Annotated in this window: 17 protein-coding genes; 8 read left to right on the top strand and 9 right to left on the bottom strand. The window is 59.3% G+C overall.

Annotated elements, in window-relative coordinates; translation table 11 throughout:
• Positions 1–672, bottom strand: coding sequence for a hypothetical protein (locus NZ740_06555; protein ID MCS6771672.1), 672 nt, complete (start codon positions 670–672; stop codon positions 1–3).
• Between the two features lie 170 nt (positions 673–842).
• On the opposite strand from NZ740_06555, the gene NZ740_06550 reads away from it, so the two are divergent.
• From NZ740_06550 to NZ740_06525, 6 genes are all read left to right on the top strand, one after another.
• Positions 843–1,277, top strand: coding sequence for a hypothetical protein (locus NZ740_06550; protein MCS6771671.1), 435 nt, complete (start codon positions 843–845; stop codon positions 1,275–1,277).
• Positions 1,235–2,431, top strand: a complete 1,197-nt coding sequence (locus tag NZ740_06545) for a hypothetical protein (GenBank protein ID MCS6771670.1) — start codon at positions 1,235–1,237, stop codon at positions 2,429–2,431. Before NZ740_06550 ends, NZ740_06545 begins: the two co-directional genes overlap by 43 nt.
• 129 nt (positions 2,432–2,560) lie before the next feature.
• Positions 2,561–3,199: a hypothetical protein gene (locus NZ740_06540; protein MCS6771669.1), complete on the top strand. Its 639-nt coding sequence runs from the start codon at positions 2,561–2,563 to the stop codon at positions 3,197–3,199.
• A gap of 14 nt (positions 3,200–3,213) precedes the next feature.
• Complete coding sequence (locus tag NZ740_06535; GenBank protein MCS6771668.1) at positions 3,214–4,107, top strand: thrombospondin type 3 repeat-containing protein; 894 nt, start codon at positions 3,214–3,216, stop codon at positions 4,105–4,107.
• Positions 4,108–4,197: 90 nt separating this feature from the next.
• The gene (coaBC, locus tag NZ740_06530) at positions 4,198–5,463 is read left to right on the top strand and encodes a bifunctional phosphopantothenoylcysteine decarboxylase/phosphopantothenate--cysteine ligase CoaBC (protein MCS6771667.1); all 1,266 of its coding nucleotides are present in this window, start codon (positions 4,198–4,200) and stop codon (positions 5,461–5,463) included.
• Between the two features lie 487 nt (positions 5,464–5,950).
• The gene (locus NZ740_06525) at positions 5,951–6,388 is read left to right on the top strand and encodes a hypothetical protein (GenBank protein ID MCS6771666.1); all 438 of its coding nucleotides are present in this window, start codon (positions 5,951–5,953) and stop codon (positions 6,386–6,388) included.
• A gap of 144 nt (positions 6,389–6,532) precedes the next feature.
• Here NZ740_06525 and NZ740_06520 read toward each other — a convergent pair whose 3' ends face one another.
• From NZ740_06520 to NZ740_06485, 8 genes are read right to left on the bottom strand one after another with little or no spacing between them, the layout of a single operon-like run.
• Positions 6,533–7,555, bottom strand: coding sequence for a phosphotransferase (locus tag NZ740_06520; protein ID MCS6771665.1), 1,023 nt, complete (start codon positions 7,553–7,555; stop codon positions 6,533–6,535).
• Entirely contained in the window at positions 7,552–8,805 is a 1,254-nt protein-coding gene (locus NZ740_06515; protein MCS6771664.1) for an aminotransferase class III-fold pyridoxal phosphate-dependent enzyme, read from the bottom strand. The genes NZ740_06520 and NZ740_06515 overlap by 4 nt, the downstream gene beginning before the upstream one ends.
• Positions 8,802–9,503 (bottom strand): cysteine hydrolase, encoded by a 702-nt coding sequence (locus NZ740_06510; GenBank protein MCS6771663.1) that lies wholly within the window; start codon positions 9,501–9,503, stop codon positions 8,802–8,804. The genes NZ740_06515 and NZ740_06510 overlap by 4 nt, the downstream gene beginning before the upstream one ends.
• 8 nt (positions 9,504–9,511) lie before the next feature.
• Entirely contained in the window at positions 9,512–10,288 is a 777-nt protein-coding gene (gene fabG / locus NZ740_06505; protein MCS6771662.1) for a 3-oxoacyl-ACP reductase FabG, read from the bottom strand.
• Positions 10,289–10,319: 31 nt separating this feature from the next.
• Positions 10,320–11,141, bottom strand: coding sequence for an ABC transporter permease (locus tag NZ740_06500; GenBank protein ID MCS6771661.1), 822 nt, complete (start codon positions 11,139–11,141; stop codon positions 10,320–10,322).
• Positions 11,138–12,133: an ABC transporter permease gene (locus tag NZ740_06495; GenBank protein ID MCS6771660.1), complete on the bottom strand. Its 996-nt coding sequence runs from the start codon at positions 12,131–12,133 to the stop codon at positions 11,138–11,140. Before NZ740_06495 ends, NZ740_06500 begins: the two co-directional genes overlap by 4 nt.
• On the bottom strand, positions 12,130–13,239 hold the full coding sequence (locus NZ740_06490; protein MCS6771659.1) for an ABC transporter ATP-binding protein: 1,110 nt from the start codon (positions 13,237–13,239) through the stop codon (positions 12,130–12,132). Before NZ740_06490 ends, NZ740_06495 begins: the two co-directional genes overlap by 4 nt.
• A 13-nt stretch (positions 13,240–13,252) precedes the next feature.
• Positions 13,253–14,428 (bottom strand): PotD/PotF family extracellular solute-binding protein, encoded by a 1,176-nt coding sequence (locus NZ740_06485; protein MCS6771658.1) that lies wholly within the window; start codon positions 14,426–14,428, stop codon positions 13,253–13,255.
• A gap of 291 nt (positions 14,429–14,719) precedes the next feature.
• Between NZ740_06485 and NZ740_06480 the strand changes: the two genes are divergently transcribed.
• Together NZ740_06480 and NZ740_06475 are read left to right on the top strand one after the other, a co-directional pair.
• Positions 14,720–17,668, top strand: a complete 2,949-nt coding sequence (locus NZ740_06480; GenBank protein MCS6771657.1) for a PD-(D/E)XK nuclease family protein — start codon at positions 14,720–14,722, stop codon at positions 17,666–17,668.
• Positions 17,658–20,744 (top strand): UvrD-helicase domain-containing protein, encoded by a 3,087-nt coding sequence (locus tag NZ740_06475; GenBank protein ID MCS6771656.1) that lies wholly within the window; start codon positions 17,658–17,660, stop codon positions 20,742–20,744. The genes NZ740_06480 and NZ740_06475 overlap by 11 nt, the downstream gene beginning before the upstream one ends.
• The last annotated feature ends 295 nt before the right edge of the window (positions 20,745–21,039 follow it).

The following is a 21,039-nucleotide window of genomic DNA, read 5'->3' as shown; positions in this document are numbered from 1 at the left end:
TTAGCTCTCACGCCCCCTGAAGATCAATCGGAGCCATTCAGTCTGTCGATGGAAGTCGACGACCGGGTGCGAAGAGGTCGATGACAACACAGGTTGTCCGCGATGCCGCGAATAATCGTATCTTGCGAACGAGACCAGCCAGTTCGGCGTCGGACCGACTTCCTCGACGCCTGAGAAGGGAATGAGCGCTCCGATCCGCCAGCGACGAGATCGCGGATCCGCCCACACCCTGGAGTCAAACCGAAGCTCGCGCACTAACCAGTCCGGAGGGATGATGCCCTGGCGGCGAACCTGGGCGAATTTCTCTGCGGATGGAATCCGAAGTTGCATCCGCTGATTGGCAGGCGAAACGTGAAATTCATAGTAAGCGTCTTGGTTGGAGGGCCGGATAAATATTTCAAAAACATCCGTTGAGTGGAAAATCATGGCATTAAAACGGTTTTCGCGAATAACGAGGTCGTCGTCCTCAAGATCCGCCCAAACCAGCAGACCTGATAGACACCAGGCTAACCGTACTTTCCCGGGTCTCCAGTCCGCCTCAGGCTCCGATCGCCAAGCCTGAATCAGCGCAAGCGGTTCGGCTCGCCGAATGGTTCCTGCGTCCATCCATGCCGTCAGCGGATAGTCGTTCCCCTCGAAGAATTCACATTCAATCTGGCGGAATTCAGACATGCTTAATCAGTTCGAACCGCAAGGGAAAGACCCTCTCGAGTCGGGGTCAAAGACTTGGCTGCCGTACCCCAAGGGTGCCAGACCCGAGTTTGACTCGCGTCTCCCTCGTTTAGCATAGGTTAAGCGTTAAGTCATGGTGGGCGGTTTGAAAATCCGCCCGGCCAACCTTGATGGAACCTTTCACACGAGTTTGGGTCTTTTTCTGCGTCGGATACGCTCTACTCGTTTTCCTCACTCTTCACAACTGCGGGGTTGGCCTGTCGCCCGATTCCGCAAACTACATCGCCGCTGCGCGCCACCTAAATATGGGCGATGGATGCAGGTCCTACGACGGGCTGCCCCTGACGGTTCAGCCCCCGCTCTATCCGCTGTTGCTGGCCCTGCCGCAGATGATTGCCGGGATCGATCCCCTGAATGCTCTACCCTTTCTCAATGCGGTATTGGCAGCCGGGATTCTCGCGCTGACAGCTTACCTTGCGCGGCCGTGTGTCTCGAATTCAGTTTGGGGGCTTTTGACCATTTTGGCGGTCGCGGCCAATCCGGCTTTCTGGAGATTTGTCTCATGGCGTGGAGCGAACTTCTGTTCATCCTGTTTTTGCTGCTGACCGTCACCTTTCATCAGCGACTGATCAGCTCGGGAAGAACCTTGGGCACGGGTGCCTTCCTCGCACTGAGCGGCGCTACGGCCGCCGCTTGCCTGACCCGCTACATTGGCCTTTTCCTGATTCCGCTCGGAGCCGTCTACCTACTGCTGTTCGAACCGGGGACATTCTTAAGACGGTTGCGTCGCGCCGCGATCTTTTCTGTCCTCTCGGCCGGACCCCTCGCCGCGTGGGTCGTTCGAAATCTCTTTGCCGACGGCACCCTATTCGGACCGCGGGGATCACCCATCGCATCTGTATCCATGCATGTTCGCCACCTCCTCGAAACCTTGATCCACTGGTACATCCCGGAGCCGTTGGGCCTGGCTTCGTTTTTCCTCAATCTCGCGATGCGCCACACCATGACCCTCGCAGGCCTCGGCGTCGCATTGGCCGCTATCGCCCTTGGTTGGTTGTTTCGCAATCGATGGCGAAGTCCATCCACCCCATTTGCCATTGTCGTCGCCGCGACATCCTACACCGCGTTTCTGCTTCTCAGTGCGAGCCTTTCCGGGTTTGACCCGCTCGGGGATCGTCTGCTGTCACCCGTGGCTCCACCCGCGGCTGTCTTGTTGGGTTTTGCGGGCTCCTCCATCCTGTCGAATACCCGACCTGGCCGGAAAGCTCATCTGTTGAATGTCATCGCGGCTTTTCTTGTGGCCGGATGGCTGTTTTTCCCGACGAAAGTCAAGATCGATTGGATTATCCACAACAGCGAAGAGTGGCTCGAATACAATCACCCCGCCTGGCGAACCAGTGAACTGGCGTTGTTTCTGCGCGATTCGCCTTCATTCCGGGCAACTGACATGCCGCTCTATTCAAACGGCCCAGATGCTCTTTACCTGATTATCGGACGGCTCTCATTGTCCAGCCCCCAGAAGACGCACGTCTATTCAAATGACCTGCTACGAAAGCTCGAAGACCTTCAAGGCCGCTGGCCCGAACGTTCGCCCGCCTTGCTCGCGTGGTTCGACCGCTTGCCAAGGCCATTCCTGTATTTTCCAAACGAGCTGGCCTCCGCCGCCAAGCTCCAGCTCGTCAAGCGTTTTTCGGATGGAGCGCTTTACCATATAGAGAGACTCGGGGATGGAGTCGGCCCTGCGTCGGAGGCATTGTAAGGGGCCGCGATCAGTCCTGTGGCGGCGGGCCGATTTCCGGAACTCGGCCCGCCGGAACACGATTGAGAAGCCCAACTTTTCTCATTTCTCTTTACGGGTCGGTGGGGTAATATGATGACAGGGTGTTTTATGGGCAGAGGGCGCCTTCGAGAAATGTTTCAGATGGGGATTGCCACGGTGGGCCGCCGAGGGTTGCTGGCGGGGGTGGCTGGTGTTTTTCTTTTCGCCACCACATCCTTTGCTCCGCCCGTTTCGCTCGATGCCTATGTGCTCAACCCGATTTACGGGTGCGACGGCGTGACACCCCTAGCGGATGGATCGTGGGTCATGATCATCGGGAGCGGAGACAATGTCATCAACCCCATGCAAACGTGGGGACCGGGATATTTCATCGCGGATTCCGTAACCGGGGACGACATCATTCTCGCCATCGTTCCGATCGACAGTTTGTTCGGCTCCGGCACCTTTGGCGTCACGATTACATACGATTCCAGTCTCGTGAATTATGTCTACATCCGTTATTTTGACACAACAAACTGGCCCATTGGGGGTACAGTATGTTGGGGAACATCGAAAATTTTTGCGCCGACGGTGTATTTGGGTGTTGCAGAGGTCCGATTTGATCCAGATGGCTCGTTATACTCGACGAATGTGAACAACTTCGTTGCCATACCTGAACCCAGCACCGCGAATCTGCTGGTCCTTGTAGGCGGAATGATCCTAGCCATCCGAGCCAGCACGAAGCGTCAAACGGGGGTGAGTTCGTGAGTCGAGGGCTGACCATGAAATCGAAGATTGGATGGATCACATTGGTGGCGGTATTGGGGTGGACGGCTCCACTGCGGGCGTTGCAGGTACCTCTCAATTTTGCAATCACAAACCAAGTTTTTGATGAATTCGGCAATATCGTGCCGGGCACATCCGCCGCCGCGCCAGATTTCGGCATTCCGTATGTTGAGGGGGCAATCGTCCAGATCCTAGGTGCCTCCGCGGGTGTCTTTCCTCCAGGCACCAATGGCACCCCTCACCCGGACAATCCGGTGATCAAAACCTTCCGCATCGGGCAGGGCGCCTCTCCGGAAGAGGCCCAACCAGGGACTTGCAGCGGTAGCATTGATACGTTGGACCGATCCGTTTCGCCCCCCACAAACGTGTTCATCATGGCTCGCGTCTTCAATAAGCCATCTCTTGATGAAGCATCGTTTTATGCCGATTCCCAATTGTTCCAAGTACCTTTTTACGGGGCTCCATCGTATCAGGTCTTCTTTGCAGAGGTCGGAGCAACAACCAACCAACTTGACCCTACCGATCACGACGGCGACGGTCTGACTCGGTCTTGGGAAAAAAGTTACGGAACCGACCCCGACAATCCCGACACTGACGGAGATGCCATGATTGACGGCCACGAAATTCGTGCCGGTACCAATCCCCTCGATGTTGAGTCCCTCCTGATCATGGTTCAGATCGAGCCGCTCGCGGGCGACGATCTCCTGCTGACCTGGGATGCTGTGCCCGGCAAACAATATCAACTTCAGTACGTAGAAGCCCTTACTAACGGAGCAGAGTTTGTCAACCTCAACGACCCTGTCATGGCCATTTCCGACACGGCTTCAACGGTCGTCACCAATGGCACGCTCAACCCGAACGCAGTGTACCGCGTGAAGTTGGTCGAGTAGCAATTTGGCAGTCTACGTAGTTGCTCTTTCGCGGTTTCTCCCCGCAGATTGATCGAACGCCCTGAATCTTTTGGGGCCACGTCCCCGATTGTGTCTCGCAGCCCTCAGCTTGCGGACACACTCTCCGACCGCCACAATGTCGACATGAAACCGAATCCGGCCATTTTGCTTGGCATCTGCGGCGGCATCGCTGCCTATAAGGCGATCGAGGTCGCCAGCCGTTTCAGGAAGCAGGGCTGTTCAGTGCACGTGGCCATGACGGACGCGGCTCGCGCGTTTGTCGCGCCGCTCACTTTTTCAGCAATCACCGCAAACCCGGTGCTGGACCGCATTCTGCCGGATGGCGCTGCGGCGGGCGAATCGGCCTATCCGCACCTGTTTCCCGCAAGCCGGGCGGATGTCTTTGTCGTCCTGCCCGCCACTGCTAATACCATCGCCAAGCTAGCCCTTGGCATCGGCGACAATTGCGTGACCACCAGCGCTCTCTCGCTCCCTCCCTCATGCCTGCGCGTTTTCTGTCCGGCCATGAACGTCGAAATGTGGCGAAACCCTGTCGTTCAGGCGAACGTGCGCCGGCTCGAAGAATCGGGCTGGATCCGGATCGGACCTGAATCGGGCGCCCTCGCCTGCGGCATGGAAGGCGAGGGGCGGTTGGCAGATCCATCGAAGATCGTAGAGGTCGTCTGGCAACGGCTTCGGGCGCCCCGGCCGCTTTCCGGCAAGCGTGTTCTGATCCTGTCCGGCCCAACTCGCGAACATCTGGACCCCGTTCGCTTCCTCAGCAACGCCAGCTCCGGCAAAATGGGCCGAGCGCTCGCTTTGGCGGCCGCAGATGCAGGTGCGGAGGTCGAGTTCATCACCGGACCCGTCCCGCCGGAAAACCTCCCTCAGGGCCCCAGCATTCACTTGACTCACATTATCAGCGCAGCAGAGTTGATCGAAGCCGCAAAATCTCGCTTCGCCGTCGCCAACCTCATTCTCCACGCGGCAGCCGTCGCGGACTTCCGCCCGGCCGGTGGCGCGAACCCGATCAAACTCCCCAAAAGCGAATCCACTATGAATCTGCCGCTCGAACCCGTGCCCGACGTGGCCGCCACGCTCAACGCCGAAAAGCAACCGGGTCAAATTTCCATCGGTTTCGCGCTCCAAACCCATGATGGCCTGAACCAGGCCGCCAACAAACTTGTCCAGAAGCGGTTCGACGCCATCCTCCTCAACTCCCCGGAAGCACTCGGCAGCGATTCCGCCACCTACACATGGATCCAGAGCGGTCAACCACCGGAAGACTGGGGCCCATTGAGCAAAATCGACTGCGCCCGACGAATCATCGACCGCGCTGTCTCACTGCTCGGCTGACTGATTGAGCAGCGACTCGCATGTCGATCGATTGGGGTTCATGCGCTGAATGGTCCAGATTAGCCATAGCGCGAACGCACTAGGCCAGCTCGATGGCAACGAAATCGGTGAATTTGTTCGCACAACCTCCTTGGGTAATTATCAGCGACTCGATTGTAGACGAGCCATCAGCTTGTAATTTTCCGTCATCTCATATGTTCAGTTCGCGCCAGCCTTGGAGTAATGGAGATTCATGCCCTCCAGCCAATCACGTCGATTCAAGCGTATTACGACGTTTGACGCCATAACCGGTGCCTTCGGCTCCTCGAATTCCGACACCTCACCCGCCGATCCGCCTAAAGGCGAATTCATACCCCTTGGCAGAGCGTTGGACGCTCCCACGCGACCTTACAGGGTCATCTTGATCCATCGCCGTTTAGTTCAACCCCGCCATCCTGCTTACTCGGCTGGTTGAAGACTAACGCGACTGTGTGCTAAAATAGCCCGCGTGAAACGAGTCGCCCTCAGCCTGCTGTCCGTCGTGGTGTTGACCGTCGGAGGCTGCGCGACCCCAGAGGCCCGCATTCGGGCCAATCCCGAAGCGTTCCAGGCGCTGCCTCCCGAAATTCGGGAAAACGTACGCCAAGGCAAAATTGACCTCGGATACCCCAAGGAAGCTGTCCGCATCGCTTTGGGTCCTCCGGACCGTCAATACCGACGGCGAACCGCCGACGGAGAGTCCGAAGTGTGGTCCTATATCGCCGTTCGCAGCTTTTATGAACGGCAGCGGGCGGATGCTCGCGTACGCGTCTATGATCCCGACGGACGACGCCGAGTGGTCAATGACTGGGTCTGGGTCGACGTGGAGCGGCGCCAAGAATACGACCGTATGCGCGTTGAATTTCGGGACGATCGCGTCACCGCCATCGAGACCGTCGATCGTTGACGGTCCCGCCCCGCGCCGTGCCGAGTGAAAATTTTCCATGTCATGGAAAAAATTTTTTTCGAATTTCCATGCCATGGAAATTCTGCCGCGAACAATTCGGCTCGTCGCAAAGTTGCCCGCCTCAGACGGCGCGAAGCAGCCGCATCAGACAGGCACGCCCTCTTCTGCTAGGTAGCGCTCCGCGAGCTCAACCGTCCGGATGGTGAACCCCTCTCCAAGGGCACGCGGATATGGCGACTCCTGGTGCGACCCCACCCAGGCCACCAGCAGCAGTCGGCGGGCAAGGATAAAGGAGGGGATCATTTCCTCGTCGGAGGTCGGCAGGTGCCGCACGTCGCGATAGCCGCGGAGCCACGCTTCAATGAGAGCCGGCACCTGCGGCTGGTCTTCGATGAAGCTTAGTGCCGCGGCAAGGTCGTACATGTACCAACTGAAGCCGCAGTCGTCGAAGTCGATTACCTGGACACGGTCGCCGTCGAGCAGCAGATTGGCGAGGCGCAGGTCTGCATGGATGAGCCCAAAGCGCTCGGGATTCTTGCCATAGGCGCCGATCCGTTCCCGCAGTCGCGCGGCGAGTTTTTCGAGCACGCGCGCCCTTCGACCGGTGACGCCGACCCCGTCCTCCCACCGGCCCCACAGCGGCTTGGGTCCAAAAAACATGGAGTCCAGATCCCATGTATGGCGGACTAGATTGCGGCCCGGCGTCCAGTTTCGCGCATGCTCGTGGAGATGAGCGGTGATTCGGCCGAGCTGCTCGAACGAGCGGACGTCCGACGGGTCCGGCTCTCGACCGGGGAGGAACTGAAACATGACGACATTTCTCGGCTCGGGGACTGAGGGGTGTTCAAAGGTTTGGACGATCTCGCCGTTGCGGCCGCGGATTGGAAGCGCTGTAGAAATGTTCGGATGTGCGCTGAGCGCGCAGATCCATTCAATTTCAGATTTGATTGCCTCCTTCGAGTGGTACCCGGGGCGATGCACGCGCAAGATACTGCGGTAGCGCGAGGCTGGCGCCTCCACGAGGAATGTGGCGTTTTCTGAAAGGTTTAGCAGCCGCACGCCGGCACCCGGCGGCAAGTCATAGAGCGACAGCGCCGCTGAGGCGAAAGCGGCTAACCGTTCTTCAAGGGTCTCTGGACTGTCAGATCGATTGGGATCTAAAATCATTTTATCACCTCCTTCCGCGCGTCGCGGATGCCAAGTTCAAGGCGGTTCAAAATGTCATCGCACAGGTCGCGGTCACACAGAAGACCGGGCTTGAATTGGAGCACCCTCGGGTCGAGCGCACTGAAAATGGCCCAGACACCGTGCCGATAGAGGTGCTTCATGACGGGCATCGCGCCCTGAGGGTGCACACCGAATTCGAGACCCATCACCAATCCACACTGGCGAATACCGGTGAAGAAATCCGCGTTGTCGGCACGGATGCGGTCGAGCCCCGCGCGCAGATATTCCGCTACAAAGCGAGCGTTTTCCCGTACGGCAGGACGGGTGATGATTTCGATCACCTTCATCGCGACGACGCACCCCAATTCGGCGCCGCCATAGGTGGCGATGTGGGCGAAGCCGCCGTCCTCATTCATCCACCCCGCCGCGGCGGGAATCATCACCGTGGCGGTGATCGGATAAATTCCACCGCTTAAGCCCTTGGCGGTCACAAGGATGTCCGGCACGACGCCAAACGTGTCAACGCCCCACATGTTGCCAGTGCGCATGAGGCCGGTCTGGACCTCGTCGGCGATGTAGAGGGCGCCGTATTTCGTGCACAGCTCGCGAACGCCCGGGAGATAGCCGGGAGCCGGCATCGGGAAACCATAGGTGGCGGGGATTGTTTCGAGGATCACGCACGCGACATCGCCCGGAGCGAGAGCGGCCTCCATCGCATCGAGGTCGTTGTAGGGGACGTGGATGAATTCATCCGGACGCTGCATCAGAAATGGCGCGGCATACTTCGCGTCGGCCGTGCCGACGGCCAGCCCAGTGTGGCCGTGGTAAGCCTTGATGACGGAGACGACCTTTTTCCGCTTGGTCGCGTAGCGGGCGCACTTGATCGCCACATCGATGGCCTCGCCGCCGCTGCTGCCGAGGACGGAATATTGCAGGGGCTCGGGCGTGATTTCCGCCAGGCGCCTGCACAGGATCGACCGCATGATGGCGGGGAAATGGTGGTTGCCGATGTCGAAGTCTTTCGTGCCCTCGATGAGAGCCTGGATTACCTCCGGATTGCGGTGGCCGACGTTGTATGTGCCGCCGTTGAGGTGGCAGTCGATTAGACGGTGGCCGGTGAGGTCGTAAATGTAATACATCTCGCGACGGCCGATGACGAGGGGCACGCCCGCCTCCTGCCAGAAGCGGGTCTTGCCGGGATTCCAGTACCGGATTGCGTCGTCGAGGATGGCTGATTTGTCGAAATTCATGATTCGCCCTTCGCACAGGCCTCGAGCACCTCATCGGCGGTGAGGACCTGGCAGTAGATGTTGTTGATAATTTCGAGTTCTTTCTGGTGCAGCTCGTCGGTGCCGGCGGCGCAGCCGTCGTCAACCACGATCACGTCGAAACTCTCGTCGGCAAGGCTGCGGACGGTTGAGGAAACGCACTGGTCGGTGAAGATGCCGGTGACGACAACGTGCCGGATTCCGAGGTTGAAAAGCAGCAGGCGCAGATTTGTTCCCGTGACGGCGCTGTCGGTGGTTTTGCAGAGGACAATCTCGTCGGGAGCCGGAGCAAGTTCGGGAATGATTTGCGATTCTGGCGAGCGGTGCGGAAGGAGCAGGTTGTTGAAGCCAGGACGGCGCTGGCTGAGGGACCGGTCAGCACCGTCCGGCGTTAGGCAAGCGATTCTCGCGTACAACACGCGTCGACCACTCGCACGGAAGGCGTCGATCAAACGCTGGATAGTAGGGATCACGATGCCGCGCATTCGCCGGTAAAACGGCAGCCACCGCTCATACTCGGCGAGCTGTTCGGGCGTACGAATCGCATGGGGGTCGTCCTGCAGATAAGTGTTTTGGACGTCGATCACCAGCAGGCACGTATCGGCGCGCGGCAGGACGATGTCGGGCGCCTGCGACGGCGTGGGGTAGTAGAACGAGCGATATGCGTCGCGCCAGCCCATTGAGCCTATCAGGCAGACTCCAGCGCCTGCAGCGATTCCGGCAGCACTTGACCGCCGTCCACCACGAGTGCCTGGCCGTTGATGTACGCGGCCTCATCCGAGGCAAAAAAGGCCGCCGCATATCCGATTTCCTCGACGCGGCCCAGCCGCTTGAGCGGAATCGATGCCGTCATAGCGCTCAAATATTCCGGACCGATGTTTTGGAGACCCTCCGTGAGGATGTTGCCCGGCAGAACGGCATTGACCGTAATGCCGTATTTCGCCAGCTCGATGGCCGCCGTGCGCATGAAACCAAGCATTCCGGACTTTGTGGCGCCGTAGTGGCTCCAGCCTGGATAGCCCGTGATCGGGCCGGTGATCGAGGAGGTCAGGATGACGCGGCCCGACGGGCTCTTTTTGAGCCAGGGCAGACACGCTTTGACGCTGAAGAACATCCCCTTGAGATTTACGTCGAAGACGGAGTCCCAGTCCGCCTCCGTCATGTCATCCAGCTTGCATGCGGGAAAAACGCCGGCGTTCGCACACAGAATGTCAATCCCGCCATATTGTGCGGCGATCTCCGTGGCAGCCATTTCCAGATCGTCCTGTTTCGTGACATCGGCCCGGACGAATATCGCCCGCCCGCCCGCGGCGCAAATTTCCTCGGCAACGGCTGTGCCTTCAGCGACGGATCGGCCGATAAGGCCGACGTTGGCCCCTTTCGAAGCCAGAACTCGAGCGATGCCCTTGCCAATGCCGCGAGTGGCGCCCGTAACAACCGCGGTCCGACCCTTCAACGAACTCATGGCTTCACTCCTTTTCCTTCATGAATCCCGACTAAACCGCTGCTGCGAGCCGCCGTGCGGCAAAGCGACGCCGGATCCCGAGTACCGCAGCGCCCGCCAGCACGACAACGATCGCAGCCGCCACGGACAGCGTCCCCACCGCCGGAATGATCGGCTGGTATCCGCTTGTCATTCGCGCATACAACCATTCAGGCAGGGAGCTGTCGGCACCCGTCGTGAACAGCGAGAGCGCAAAATTGCCCCAGGACAACAGGATCGAAAAACAGGCGGCGGATACGATTCCCGGCGCCATCAGTGGAATGGTGATCCATCGGAGAATTTGCCAGCGCGATGCGCCCATGTCGCGCGCAGCTTCCTCGAGGGATGGATCCAGGCCGTAGGCGCGAATTGACATGATTAGCGTGGCGATCGGCGCGATCCAAACGGTGTGCGCAATCACTGCCGTCCACCACGAGGGTTTTACACCCAGGAAGTTGAACCACATCAGAAGGGCCAACCCGAGCACCGACTGCGGGAAAAATAGCGGGAGCAACACCAGACGCTGAAAGGTGCGGCGACCGCGCCATGCGTATCGCGCATAAGCCAACGAGGCGAAAAACCCGATGAGTAGGCTTAGTATCGTTGTCAGTGCGGCGATTCGAAGGCTGACGCCCACAAACTGAGCCACCTGAGCGGAGGAGGCGGCCTCTACATACCATCTCGTCGTCACGTCCGCCCACGGATAGGGAAAGGAAAAGTACCGCTTTTTGGAAAACGAGGCGGCGGCGAGGCAGAAGATCGGGAAATAGAAAACCAGCAGCACCAGGCCGGCGTAAACCGAGAGACCCACCCTCTGAGCGCGAGTGATGATCATGGCTCCGCCTCCAGCCTGCGACCCAGAAAGCGCTCAAAATCAATTTTCCGCAGAAGCGCAAAGACCAGAACTGCCGTGATGCCGATAAGCATCGTCGCAAGCGCCGAACCCAGCGGCCAGTTTTGACCGAAGGTAAACGCCGTCTCGATTTCCGCCGCGATGGTCACCACTTTCTGGCCTCCAAGAATTTTCGCCTCGGCAATAGCGCCGAGAGACAGAACGAAAACCAGCACACTGCCAATGACGATGCCGGGCATCGAGAGCGGCACGTCAATCATCCGGAATACCTGCCAGCGACTGGCGCCCAGGTCGAACGCCGCCTCTCGCACCTGTTCCGGCACCATCTGCAAGCCCAGCGCAAGAGGAAACAACATGAACGGCAGATAGACATAGACCATGCCGAAAATGATCACCGGGACGTTGTAGAGCCACGATTCGACCTCGAGGCCCAACTGGCGCGAGATACCGGCGAGCACGCCGCCCTTCATCAGCCCGATCACCCAGCCAAATAGGCGGATGTTCTCGGAGACAAATAAGGATGACGCAATCGCATAGGTAACCAACGCAGCGCCGCTCCGAAAAACTTTTGCCAGCGCAAACGCGAGGGGGTAGCAGACGACGAGGAGGATACCGACTGTCGCAAGCGCCAGCGCTACGGATTTGGAGAGCGACAATAGGTAGCCCTGCTCAAAAATGATGCGGTAATTGGCCAACGTCGGGATCTGCGCCAGAGAAAACGTTCGCGGCGGCATCAGGCTGAACGCGCAGACGCAGAGGAGCGGGACAACAAAGCCCGCCAACATGAGAGCGAGAAACGGAAACGACGACGCCATCCCGAACGCGCGAGAACTGATTTCGCCGAACGCGCTCTGCTGGCGTACGGCTTCAATGGCCGGTTCGATCCAAACCACTCTCACCCCACCGGACGCGTCGCGCAACAGCACTCGCGCATGGGGCGGCGAGGCAAAAGCACTGGCCGGGGCTTCGCTCATGTTTCCAGAAGCTGGCTGTCGGCCAGGTTCCAACCCACCTCCACTTGGACGCCCGGCGGCGACACGTCGGACGGGCACTCTACAACCAGTTTGCTTCCGCCAAGCCCCTCTACATGAAACTGTTTCCGCGAGCCCATCAGAAACTCGTTTAGGACTCGGACTCGAAGTCGGTTGTCCGCAGCCTCATGCGGTCGCAGAAAACGCAGCGCCTCGGGCCGAACCAGAAGCTTCCGCTCCTCGCCGGCCTTCAGATCCACGGGCAGTCGGAGCGGCAGACGATACGCGCTCACCCGCCACTCGCCAAGGTCACCCCCCAAGCCTGTGACGGGCAGCAAATTCACCTCCCCCATGAACTCCGCGACGAAGGCGTTACGCGGCGACCGATAAATCTCCGCGGGCGTGCCGACCTGCTCAATGGAACCGGCGCGGAGAATTGCCAGGCGGTCGCTCATCAACATCGCTTCCTCGAGCGAATGTGTGACATAACAGAACGTCTTGCCCGTGTTTCGCTGAATATCCTTCAGCTCTTTCTGCAAAATCTTGCGCAGTCGGGCATCGATCGCGGACAGCGGCTCGTCGAAAAAAAGGATTTCCGGGTCGTAGGCCAGTGCCCGAGCGAGCGCGACTCGCTGTCGCTCGCCGCCTGAGCACTCCGTGACGCGCCGGTTGTAGAACACATGCGGGTCGAGGTGGAGCAACCGGAGCAGTTCCGCGGCCCGGGTCCGTCGGTCCAACTCCCAAATGTTCCGGATGCGCAGCGGGAATTCTACATTCTCGCCCACGGTCATGTGCGGAAACAGCGCCAGGGATTGAAAAACCATACAGGTCGGGCGGCGATTCGGCGGAAGATCATTGATGCACATCCCGCGCAGCAAAATTTCACCGGACGTAGGCTTTTCCATGCCGACCAGCATGCGAAGGAGCGTCGTCTTCCCACTCCCGCTCGGACCGACGATTGTGAAAAATTCTCCCTCCGCAATTTGGAAGGACACGTCACGTACCGCCGTGAACGATCCAAATCGCTTCGTGAGCGATCGCGCGTAGAGTAAGGCCGAAGAGCGGGAATCTGGCTCCGCCGGAGCCTGGACGACCAAAGGGGCTACCATTCCTCCAACCCTCTTAAACCCGCTTGCGCTTAACCTTGTTGTAGATGTCCGTCAATTCGTCATTATTCGGGCAAATCTGGTAGTCCGCGCTCCGAGCCATCTCCTCTTCAAGCGTATCCCACTGGATCGCCACCAGATCCTCCTTGGAGAAGAGCTTGAACACCTCCGGATTCGACATCTGGGACACAGGGTTGTAGGTCCCCTCCGCAAAAGCGACCGCCTTGCAAATCTCCGGGCGCTGGACGAATTCGAGGAAATCTTCAGCGCGGGGCGACAAATTGGGATTATTAACCAGCGATGTGATTTCGAACCACTGAAGCGCTCCCTTGCCGTCGATCGGGCCCGATTTCGGCGAAATGCCGAGGACCTCAAGTCGACCCTCATGCCGCGCAGGCGAACTGGTATAGGTCCCACCCGTGAAATACAGGTCAATTTCCCCATTAATCAGCGCTTGGTTGAGCTGAACGAGGTCGGACGAAATCATCTTGGCGCCCTCAAAGACCTTCTCTGCAGTTTCCTCGAACTTGGCCAGCTGGTCCGCATTGAGCTGAGTGAACGGATTTAGACCGGCCGTAATGCAGAGGTGCATCACATTCCAGTTGTCATAGGCCAGAATTCCATATCGACCCTTCAGGGCAGGATCCAGGAACATGGGAAACCCCTGATCCTCGGCCGTGGTTGCGGATATTTTGTTCGTATTAATCACAAACGAGAACGGACCGAAACGCTGCATCATGCCAAGCAATTCCTTGCCGTCCGGCGAAAGGGCAAACGGATTAATTCCCGTCTCGGGCGAATAGAACCACTTCATCATTTTTTCGATGTAGGGCTCGAAACGGGCCCGATTCAACGGCTTGATGAGCTTTTCGGGCCAGAGCATGTCGCGCGCCCAACATTGGTTAACGTTGATGAGGTCCCAAATTTTGGTCTCGCCGGCGCGCAGTTTGTTGATCATGCTCGGATCGTCCGTGCCGGACTCGGCTTTTACCGTAACGCCCTTGAAAGCCTTTCGAAAGGGGCCGAGAACATTTTCGGTGTTGTAACCCTCCCAACAGAGAATATTCAACTCGTCCTCTCGAGAGGCCGCGAACGACCGAAGAGTGGAAAAGGGTCCTGCTGCAACTGCTGCTGTGGCAACGGCGGCCGTCTTCAGAAACGATCGCCTGCTCAGTCCATTCTTAGAATTCATTTTCATGTCTACTGTTTGACCACAGAATGAATGAGCAATCGATGTGCCAAAACGCCGAACGGACAAGAGATCATTTCAACATATTGGGTACTAGCCAATTATGAAAATCCGGTTTCGGAGGATTTGCATGTTTATTATACATAAACGTATCTTATAAATCCATTTAAATACATATTTGTACTAATATACGGGTTTTGATTATCGTTTTTATCGCATGATGTTTTGTCCGCATGCCTTTCGGAATCCTTTGCGGTTGCGCGAGAATCAGTGGCCGAATCACACTGGAGAACTGTGAATGGCCGGGTCGATGTTTTTCTGGGTGCGGGATCCGCCGGGTTGCGGCAGATCGCGCTGTCTTGGCTCGTAGACTCTGCCTCATCGGCCGTGCGGGCCGTGCGGCCGTGGGCCGTACTGGCGCCCAGCCGATCGTATGCGCACGCACTCAAGCAGATGGCGTCAGCCCGGAGCCTCTCGCTCGCGGGCGTGCGCTTCCTCACGCCGGGAGATGCCCGCCGCGAATTGGGTCGAATCCTGCTCGGCGAACGACTTCGCTTGGTCCCAAGGTCCAACCTCGCTTTGCTCATGGCCAGTATTCTCGAGGAGAAGGGGGCGCCCATCCGCGAACCGGCGCGCCTTCTGCATGCCCTCGACCAATTGACCGCCAGTGGATGGGGCGTCGACCGGATTGGATTCGAGCCGGTTGAGAAGGCAGCGCGTGCGTTTGAAGTCGCGTTACAGGAGCTGGGCTGGGCGTCCGTTTCCGGATATGACCGGGCTGTGGCGGCAGCCGAGCCCGTCGAGTTTTTCGACCGACTGCTCGTGGTGGGTTTCGACGCAGCCCACTGGGAGTTGTTCCACCTGTTGAATGCGGCCGTGCGCTGCGCCACGAGGGCGACCGTGCTGCTCGCGGCGCCTCGGTCCCGCGCGGAATGGCTCGACCAAGTCTGGATTGGCTCCTGGGAGGACGCCTTTGGCGAGGCCGAATCCATCGAAACCGTTGAGGCGTCCGCCCCATTTGCCGCACTGGCTCAACGGATGGAGAATCCGTTCCATTCGAATCAGTCGAAGGGGCCGCCGCCTTTCTTTCTCGTCGGCCAGACGATTCGAGACCAGGCGGAGGCGGCGGTGCATATGGCGGTCCGATTCGCGGCGGATCCGGAATCGGATCGAATCGGAATTCTGGTACCCGGGCCGGGCCCACTTGCTCATGAGATTTCGCGCGTGTTGCGCCGCCTCGGGGTCCCCCATTTCGATCCGTTTGGCCGGCCCGCGCAGCCGGACGGATCGACAAGCCGGTGGTTGTCGTGGACTGCATTTCAGCGGCAACCGACTTTTTCAAGGTTCCTGCATGCTACCCGATGCGATGCGGGCGGGTTTTTGAATATTTCGGAACAACGGGCTGCGTTCCTGGCACAAGGGGAGGCGATGTCGAGTGACTTGGCGATTCTCCGTGCGCTTTTGGAAACCTCCGGCGACCTGGTCGCTGCCCGTCTCGCCGCACGGATGGCGCCGTTCCGAGCGCTCACAGGACCCAAGCGGATCGCTTCATTCGCGGAGGAAACGCGCGCCGCATGGCAGGAGCTTGGCTGGCAGGACATAATTCCCGCACTCGATCACGCCGTGCGGTCGCTCGGTCCAATTGTAGAGCGAACGGTTCCGCTTGCCGCCTGGCTCGACTGGTTGGACGCGGTTGCGCCGCGCCCCGCACCCTTCCGTGACGAGCTGGCTTCCAATCCTTTCGCGCGGATCCATTTGGCCACTTATGCCCAGGCCGAGGGTCTCCCTTGGTCACACCTTATCCTGACCGGCCTGAATCAGGGTGAGTGGCCTCCCTCGTCCGACAATGCCGGGCTCCTCGATGACCGCTGCATAAGTAAGATGAATCAGGAAGCTCTTCAGCAGGGCGCGCAGGGGCAGGGTCATCTTTCGGTGAAGGCAGGTCATGCGCTGATCCTGGGCGATGCGGATCGACGGGAGGTGCTCAGGCGCCAATTCTATAACCTTGTCGAGACGCCAACGCGAGGTCTGGCCCTATTGTGTTCGCTCGACCGTGGCGACGGTAGTGGACGACCGGCTTCCCCAAGCGACTTCCTTTCGCATGCCTACCATTGTGCCTGTGATGCGCCTTTGGACGAAACGGCGATGAGGTGGCTTGCCGAACGGACCACCGAATGGCTCGCCGACAGCTACAAGCCGGCTGCTCTCCCGCCATCGGTACAGCCTGCTCCGACGGATCGTGTTGAGCGGGCCCGGCGCGCACGGTTATCGCGCGAACGATTCGGCCCGTTTGAATGCGCTTTCTCGGGAGATCCCCCCAAGCCGGCGTTGTTGAGCTGCCAGGAGTGGGAATCGGCAATTCGGAATCCTATGAGTGCTTGGTTCAAATGCTATTTGAAGGTCGAGCCGCCCCCGGATTTCCGGCGAGAAGATCCGTGGCCGTTGATGCGCGGGATCTGGGTCCACCGTTTCCTCAACAAGGCGATGGGAGACACTAACGCTGCCTGGGTCGAGGTGCCGACCCTCGCAACTCTCGTCGAACGGCTTGGCCGCGCCTGCGAGGAGGTCCGAAACCGGATCGAAAACGCCTATAAGCAAGCGGGCCGGGGGCCGCCGGACTGGTGGCACGTTCGGCTCGCCCAAGCCCGGTGGACCGCCCGATCGATGATTGAACAAATCGCGTCGGTCAAAGACTGGCCCCTTGCGGCCTCGGAATGGTCGTTGAGCCGGGAGATTCCGATCCCGGTTGGCGCAAGCACGGCGTTGCGCATTCGCGGCCGTATCGATTTGCTGTTCGCTCGCCAGCTCGGCCCGGATGAAATTCCTCGGGAATGCTGGGTGGTCGACTTCAAAACGGGAACTCGTAAGAGGGCGCTTAGGCGGAACCGCTATCTCCGTGATCTGGCCAATGGGGACGGAATACAGGTTGGCCTTTATGCCCTCGCGCTGGCCGAGTTGGGCGCCGAGCGGATTTCCGCAAGTATTTGGGAAGTCAATGCCATCCCAGAGGAGCAGGTGACCCTCGATGAAATTCGATCTGCCAGCGCCTTCTGGAGTGGACTGGCGCGAATGCAAGAGACAGGAGTGTTTGGCATCCGTGGGGATGTCCGCGCAGAATTCGGAACTTCAGTGCGCGCCCCACTGGCAACCCTCAGGCTGAATCCGGCTCTGTTGGAGGACAAGTGGGCTCTAACGCACCCCAACCTAACCGGCGCAGAGGGGGAGTCGGATCATGCAACCTGACCTTCCGGTGGACGCCCAGACCCGCGAGCGTTTCGCCCGTGAACTGGACCGCTCCTTTTCTCTGATCGCACCGGCGGGCGTCGGCAAGACCCGGTCGATTACGGATCGGATTCTCTCCATCGCAACAGGTAGCGAGGAACGCGCCCTGGACTGGCTCCCCAAGCTGGTTGTCGTCACCTATACCAACAAGGCAGCGGACGAGATGCATGAGCGGACGCGGGCTGCCCTGATCGCAAAGCGAGCCAACCTCACGGTCCTCTCAGCGTTCCAGCGAAGCTTCTTTGGAACGATCCATTCATTTTGTGTCCGGCTTCTGAGAACGTACGGACATTTCGCCGGGCTTTCGACCTCCTTCGAGCCAATCGAAAATGACGAAGAAGTTTGGACCGAATTCCTCCGCCAGACGAATCGCCTGTTCCCTTACATTTCGTCGGAAACGACCGCGAAAATTCTCCGGGCAGTCGACATCGAGGATTTGTTTCATTTGGCGCGGCAAATGCCGCCCGAATTCTGCACCGCGGCCTGCACTCCATCCGAACCGCCCGAGGTCTCCATTAATCCGATCCTCGAGCTGGAGCCGAAACAGTCGCGAAGCCGGGCCAAATATGCGCTATCGAAAGAGGCGGCCCGCCGATGGTGGAACGAATGGAAGAGCGGGGCCGGATATGCGCCGCCGCCACGGTGTTTGAGCGAGGCAAGAGAGTTCTCCGGGGTCTGGCGGCAGGTGTTTGAGCCGTTTCACGAATGGCGCCGCACTGCTGCGATCGCGGCCGCATGGGACATCGCCCGCGCTTACAAGGAATTTCGCCGCGCTCAAGGTGTGCTCACCTTCGAGGATCAAATCTCTCTGGCGTGGGAGCTGCTTCGCCATCCCGAAGCCGGGCGGCGCATTCGCGCGGAAGGGCTGCGCGTCATTCTCGACGAAGCGCAGGATACGGACCCGTTGCAATTCCGGATTCTCTTAGAAATTGCCCGGCCTCCGGATACAACTGGCGATTGGCTCGCCGACGATTCCGGTTTGCTTGCACCTCCAGATCCGGGCCGATTTTGCATGGTTGGCGATCCCCAGCAGTCGATCTACGGGGAGCGGGCTTCCCTCGACGTGTACAAACGGGTGCGCCAAAAACTGTCCGCCGCGCCTGGTGGTGAAGAATTGGTGCTGAGTGTCACCTTCCGATGCGATGTCCGGATTATTGAAACGACCAACTCGCTTGTTGAACCGATGTTCGCCCGCACGCCCGGTCAGGTGGCGTACACGCCGCTGAAACCGCGTCCGGGCGCGGGTCCTGGCATGGTCCTGCGGTGGCAGATCCACAGACCGGAAAATATGGAACCGGGCGTGGGCCCCGCCACGCGGGAGGTCGGTCGTCAACTTGGGCAGCGGCTATTGCAGCTCCGCCCCGAAACACTCGGCGCCGCCAGATGGGCCGATGTGGCCATGCTCTGCCCGCGGAACCGATGGATGGACGACCTGGCGCTGGGCCTGCGAGAGGTCGGGGTAAACGCGCAACTTCACACGGTGCGCGAGATTCGGGGCGGCAGGCCTGCGTACGCCTGGGCAACCGCACTCGTTCATGTCCTCGCGAACCCGGACGACGAATTTGAGGTCGTCGGCGTCTTGCGCGAAATCTACGGGTTTTCCGATGAAGAGCTCGCTCGCTGGATCGCCGGGCCCGACCGATGCTGGAGTCTTCACTCGGAGCCGCACGGTGACGATGAAGTGTCACGAACTCTCCGCATGTTGTCTGGACTCTGCCGCGAAGTATCCACCCTTCCGCTCATGGATGCTCTCGAATGCATCTTCGAGCGGACAGCTCTTGTTGAACGGCTGGTGGCACTTCAACGCGGGGATCCTCTTGCGCGCGGCGCCGCCGCGGCCATTTCCCCGGAAGTTGAGTTGGAAGCGCTTTTCCTGGAAGCCTCGCGAGCAAGCGGCGAAGGCCGGTCATTGGCGGACTTCGCGCAGCAATTGCGGGAGAGAATGCACGACGAGCTCGCGGCCGCGCCTGTGGAGGAGGGCGCGATCCAGCTAATGACCATCCACAAGGCGAAGGGATTGCAATGGCCCATCGTGGTTCTGCCGCTGCTCTACCGCGAGATCTCCGAATTCCATGATTTTCCCTCCTTGCTGCGCGTCCGGCCGGAAGATGAGCCGCGGGCTATATTGACGAGCGAGGATCTGGAGCCCCATCGCGAAGCCCTTGCCGCCAAACGAAACCTCGAGATGCAGCGCCTGCTGTACGTCGCGCTCACGCGCGCGCAACGCACACTAATTTTGACTGACGATCGCGCCCTTTTTCCGCAGTCCGCCAAGTTGACATTCGCCAACCTTCTCGGTTTGAGGCGCTCGGATGAACAGAGCCCGGCACAACAGATTTTTGAGGCCCTTTCTGAGTGTCCACTGCTGGATACGACCTTGCCGTGCCATCAGACCGGTGCTCCCGCAGTAGAGATCGTACCGCCTGTGAAGACTGAAGAATATAACATCGGCGTGACACGTCTGATGTCCTGTCCCCGCCGGATCCTACCCTACACATTGAGCGAAACTCAGGCGCGGGCCGAATTCATGCTCGTCGACGCGGAGGCCGATTATTCGCCGGCCGCCGAAATCGCCCGTACATACGGCCTCTGGTGGCATGAAACCATGGAGTCTCTGCCTTGGGGCTGCGCTATAGACGAATTGCGCAGGCTTGGAAATGCCGCGTTGCATGCCTGCCCGATTCCCGAACGCGGTCGTCGTGAGATCGACCAGTTGCTTACGTCGGAATTTTTTCAACGCCTGAACAAGACCAGCCGGGTCTTCCATCGCGAAATGCCAATCCTGTGGAAGCGGTCGGAAGAGGAGATTATTGAGGGCGTGATCGACCTTGCGGTGCTGTTGCCGGATGGCGAGAACTGGCTGATCGTCGACTGGAAAACCAACGATGTTTCGCCCGAAAACGCGGCGGCCCTTTTGCGAGAATTGTACACGCCGCAGTTGAGCGCCTACGCGGAAGCGCTCCGTGCCATCACGGGAGGGAACGTTCAAGCAGGCGTGTATTCCACGGCCGCCGGCTTATGGATACCGATCGGTTGATTACAGAAATCGATTTCGCCGAACATTTCGCGTAGCGTCCGCCCGTCGAGGATTCGGTCGAGCTGAGCCTCAGCAGTTCGGCGCTCGTCGGCGTTACGTCCAAGAGCTCGATTTCCTCCAAAATATCTCTGCTGGCCGAATGCCCCACCCAGCAGCATTACAACCAATAATCTCCTCCTAAAAAGGCGGATATGCCTCTCAGCGAGAGTGGGTGATTCGGCTGTCCTCTATGTCCAGAATATCTTCCTTGGCCAGCATGGCGTTCGGCACCGAAGCCGCGGTCGCAAATAAGGAT

The organism is Kiritimatiellia bacterium, assembly GCA_025054615.1.
Lineage (GTDB): Bacteria > Verrucomicrobiota > Kiritimatiellia > CAIVKH01 > CAIVKH01 > JANWZO01.
This window is presented reverse-complemented; position numbering and strand designations above follow the sequence as displayed.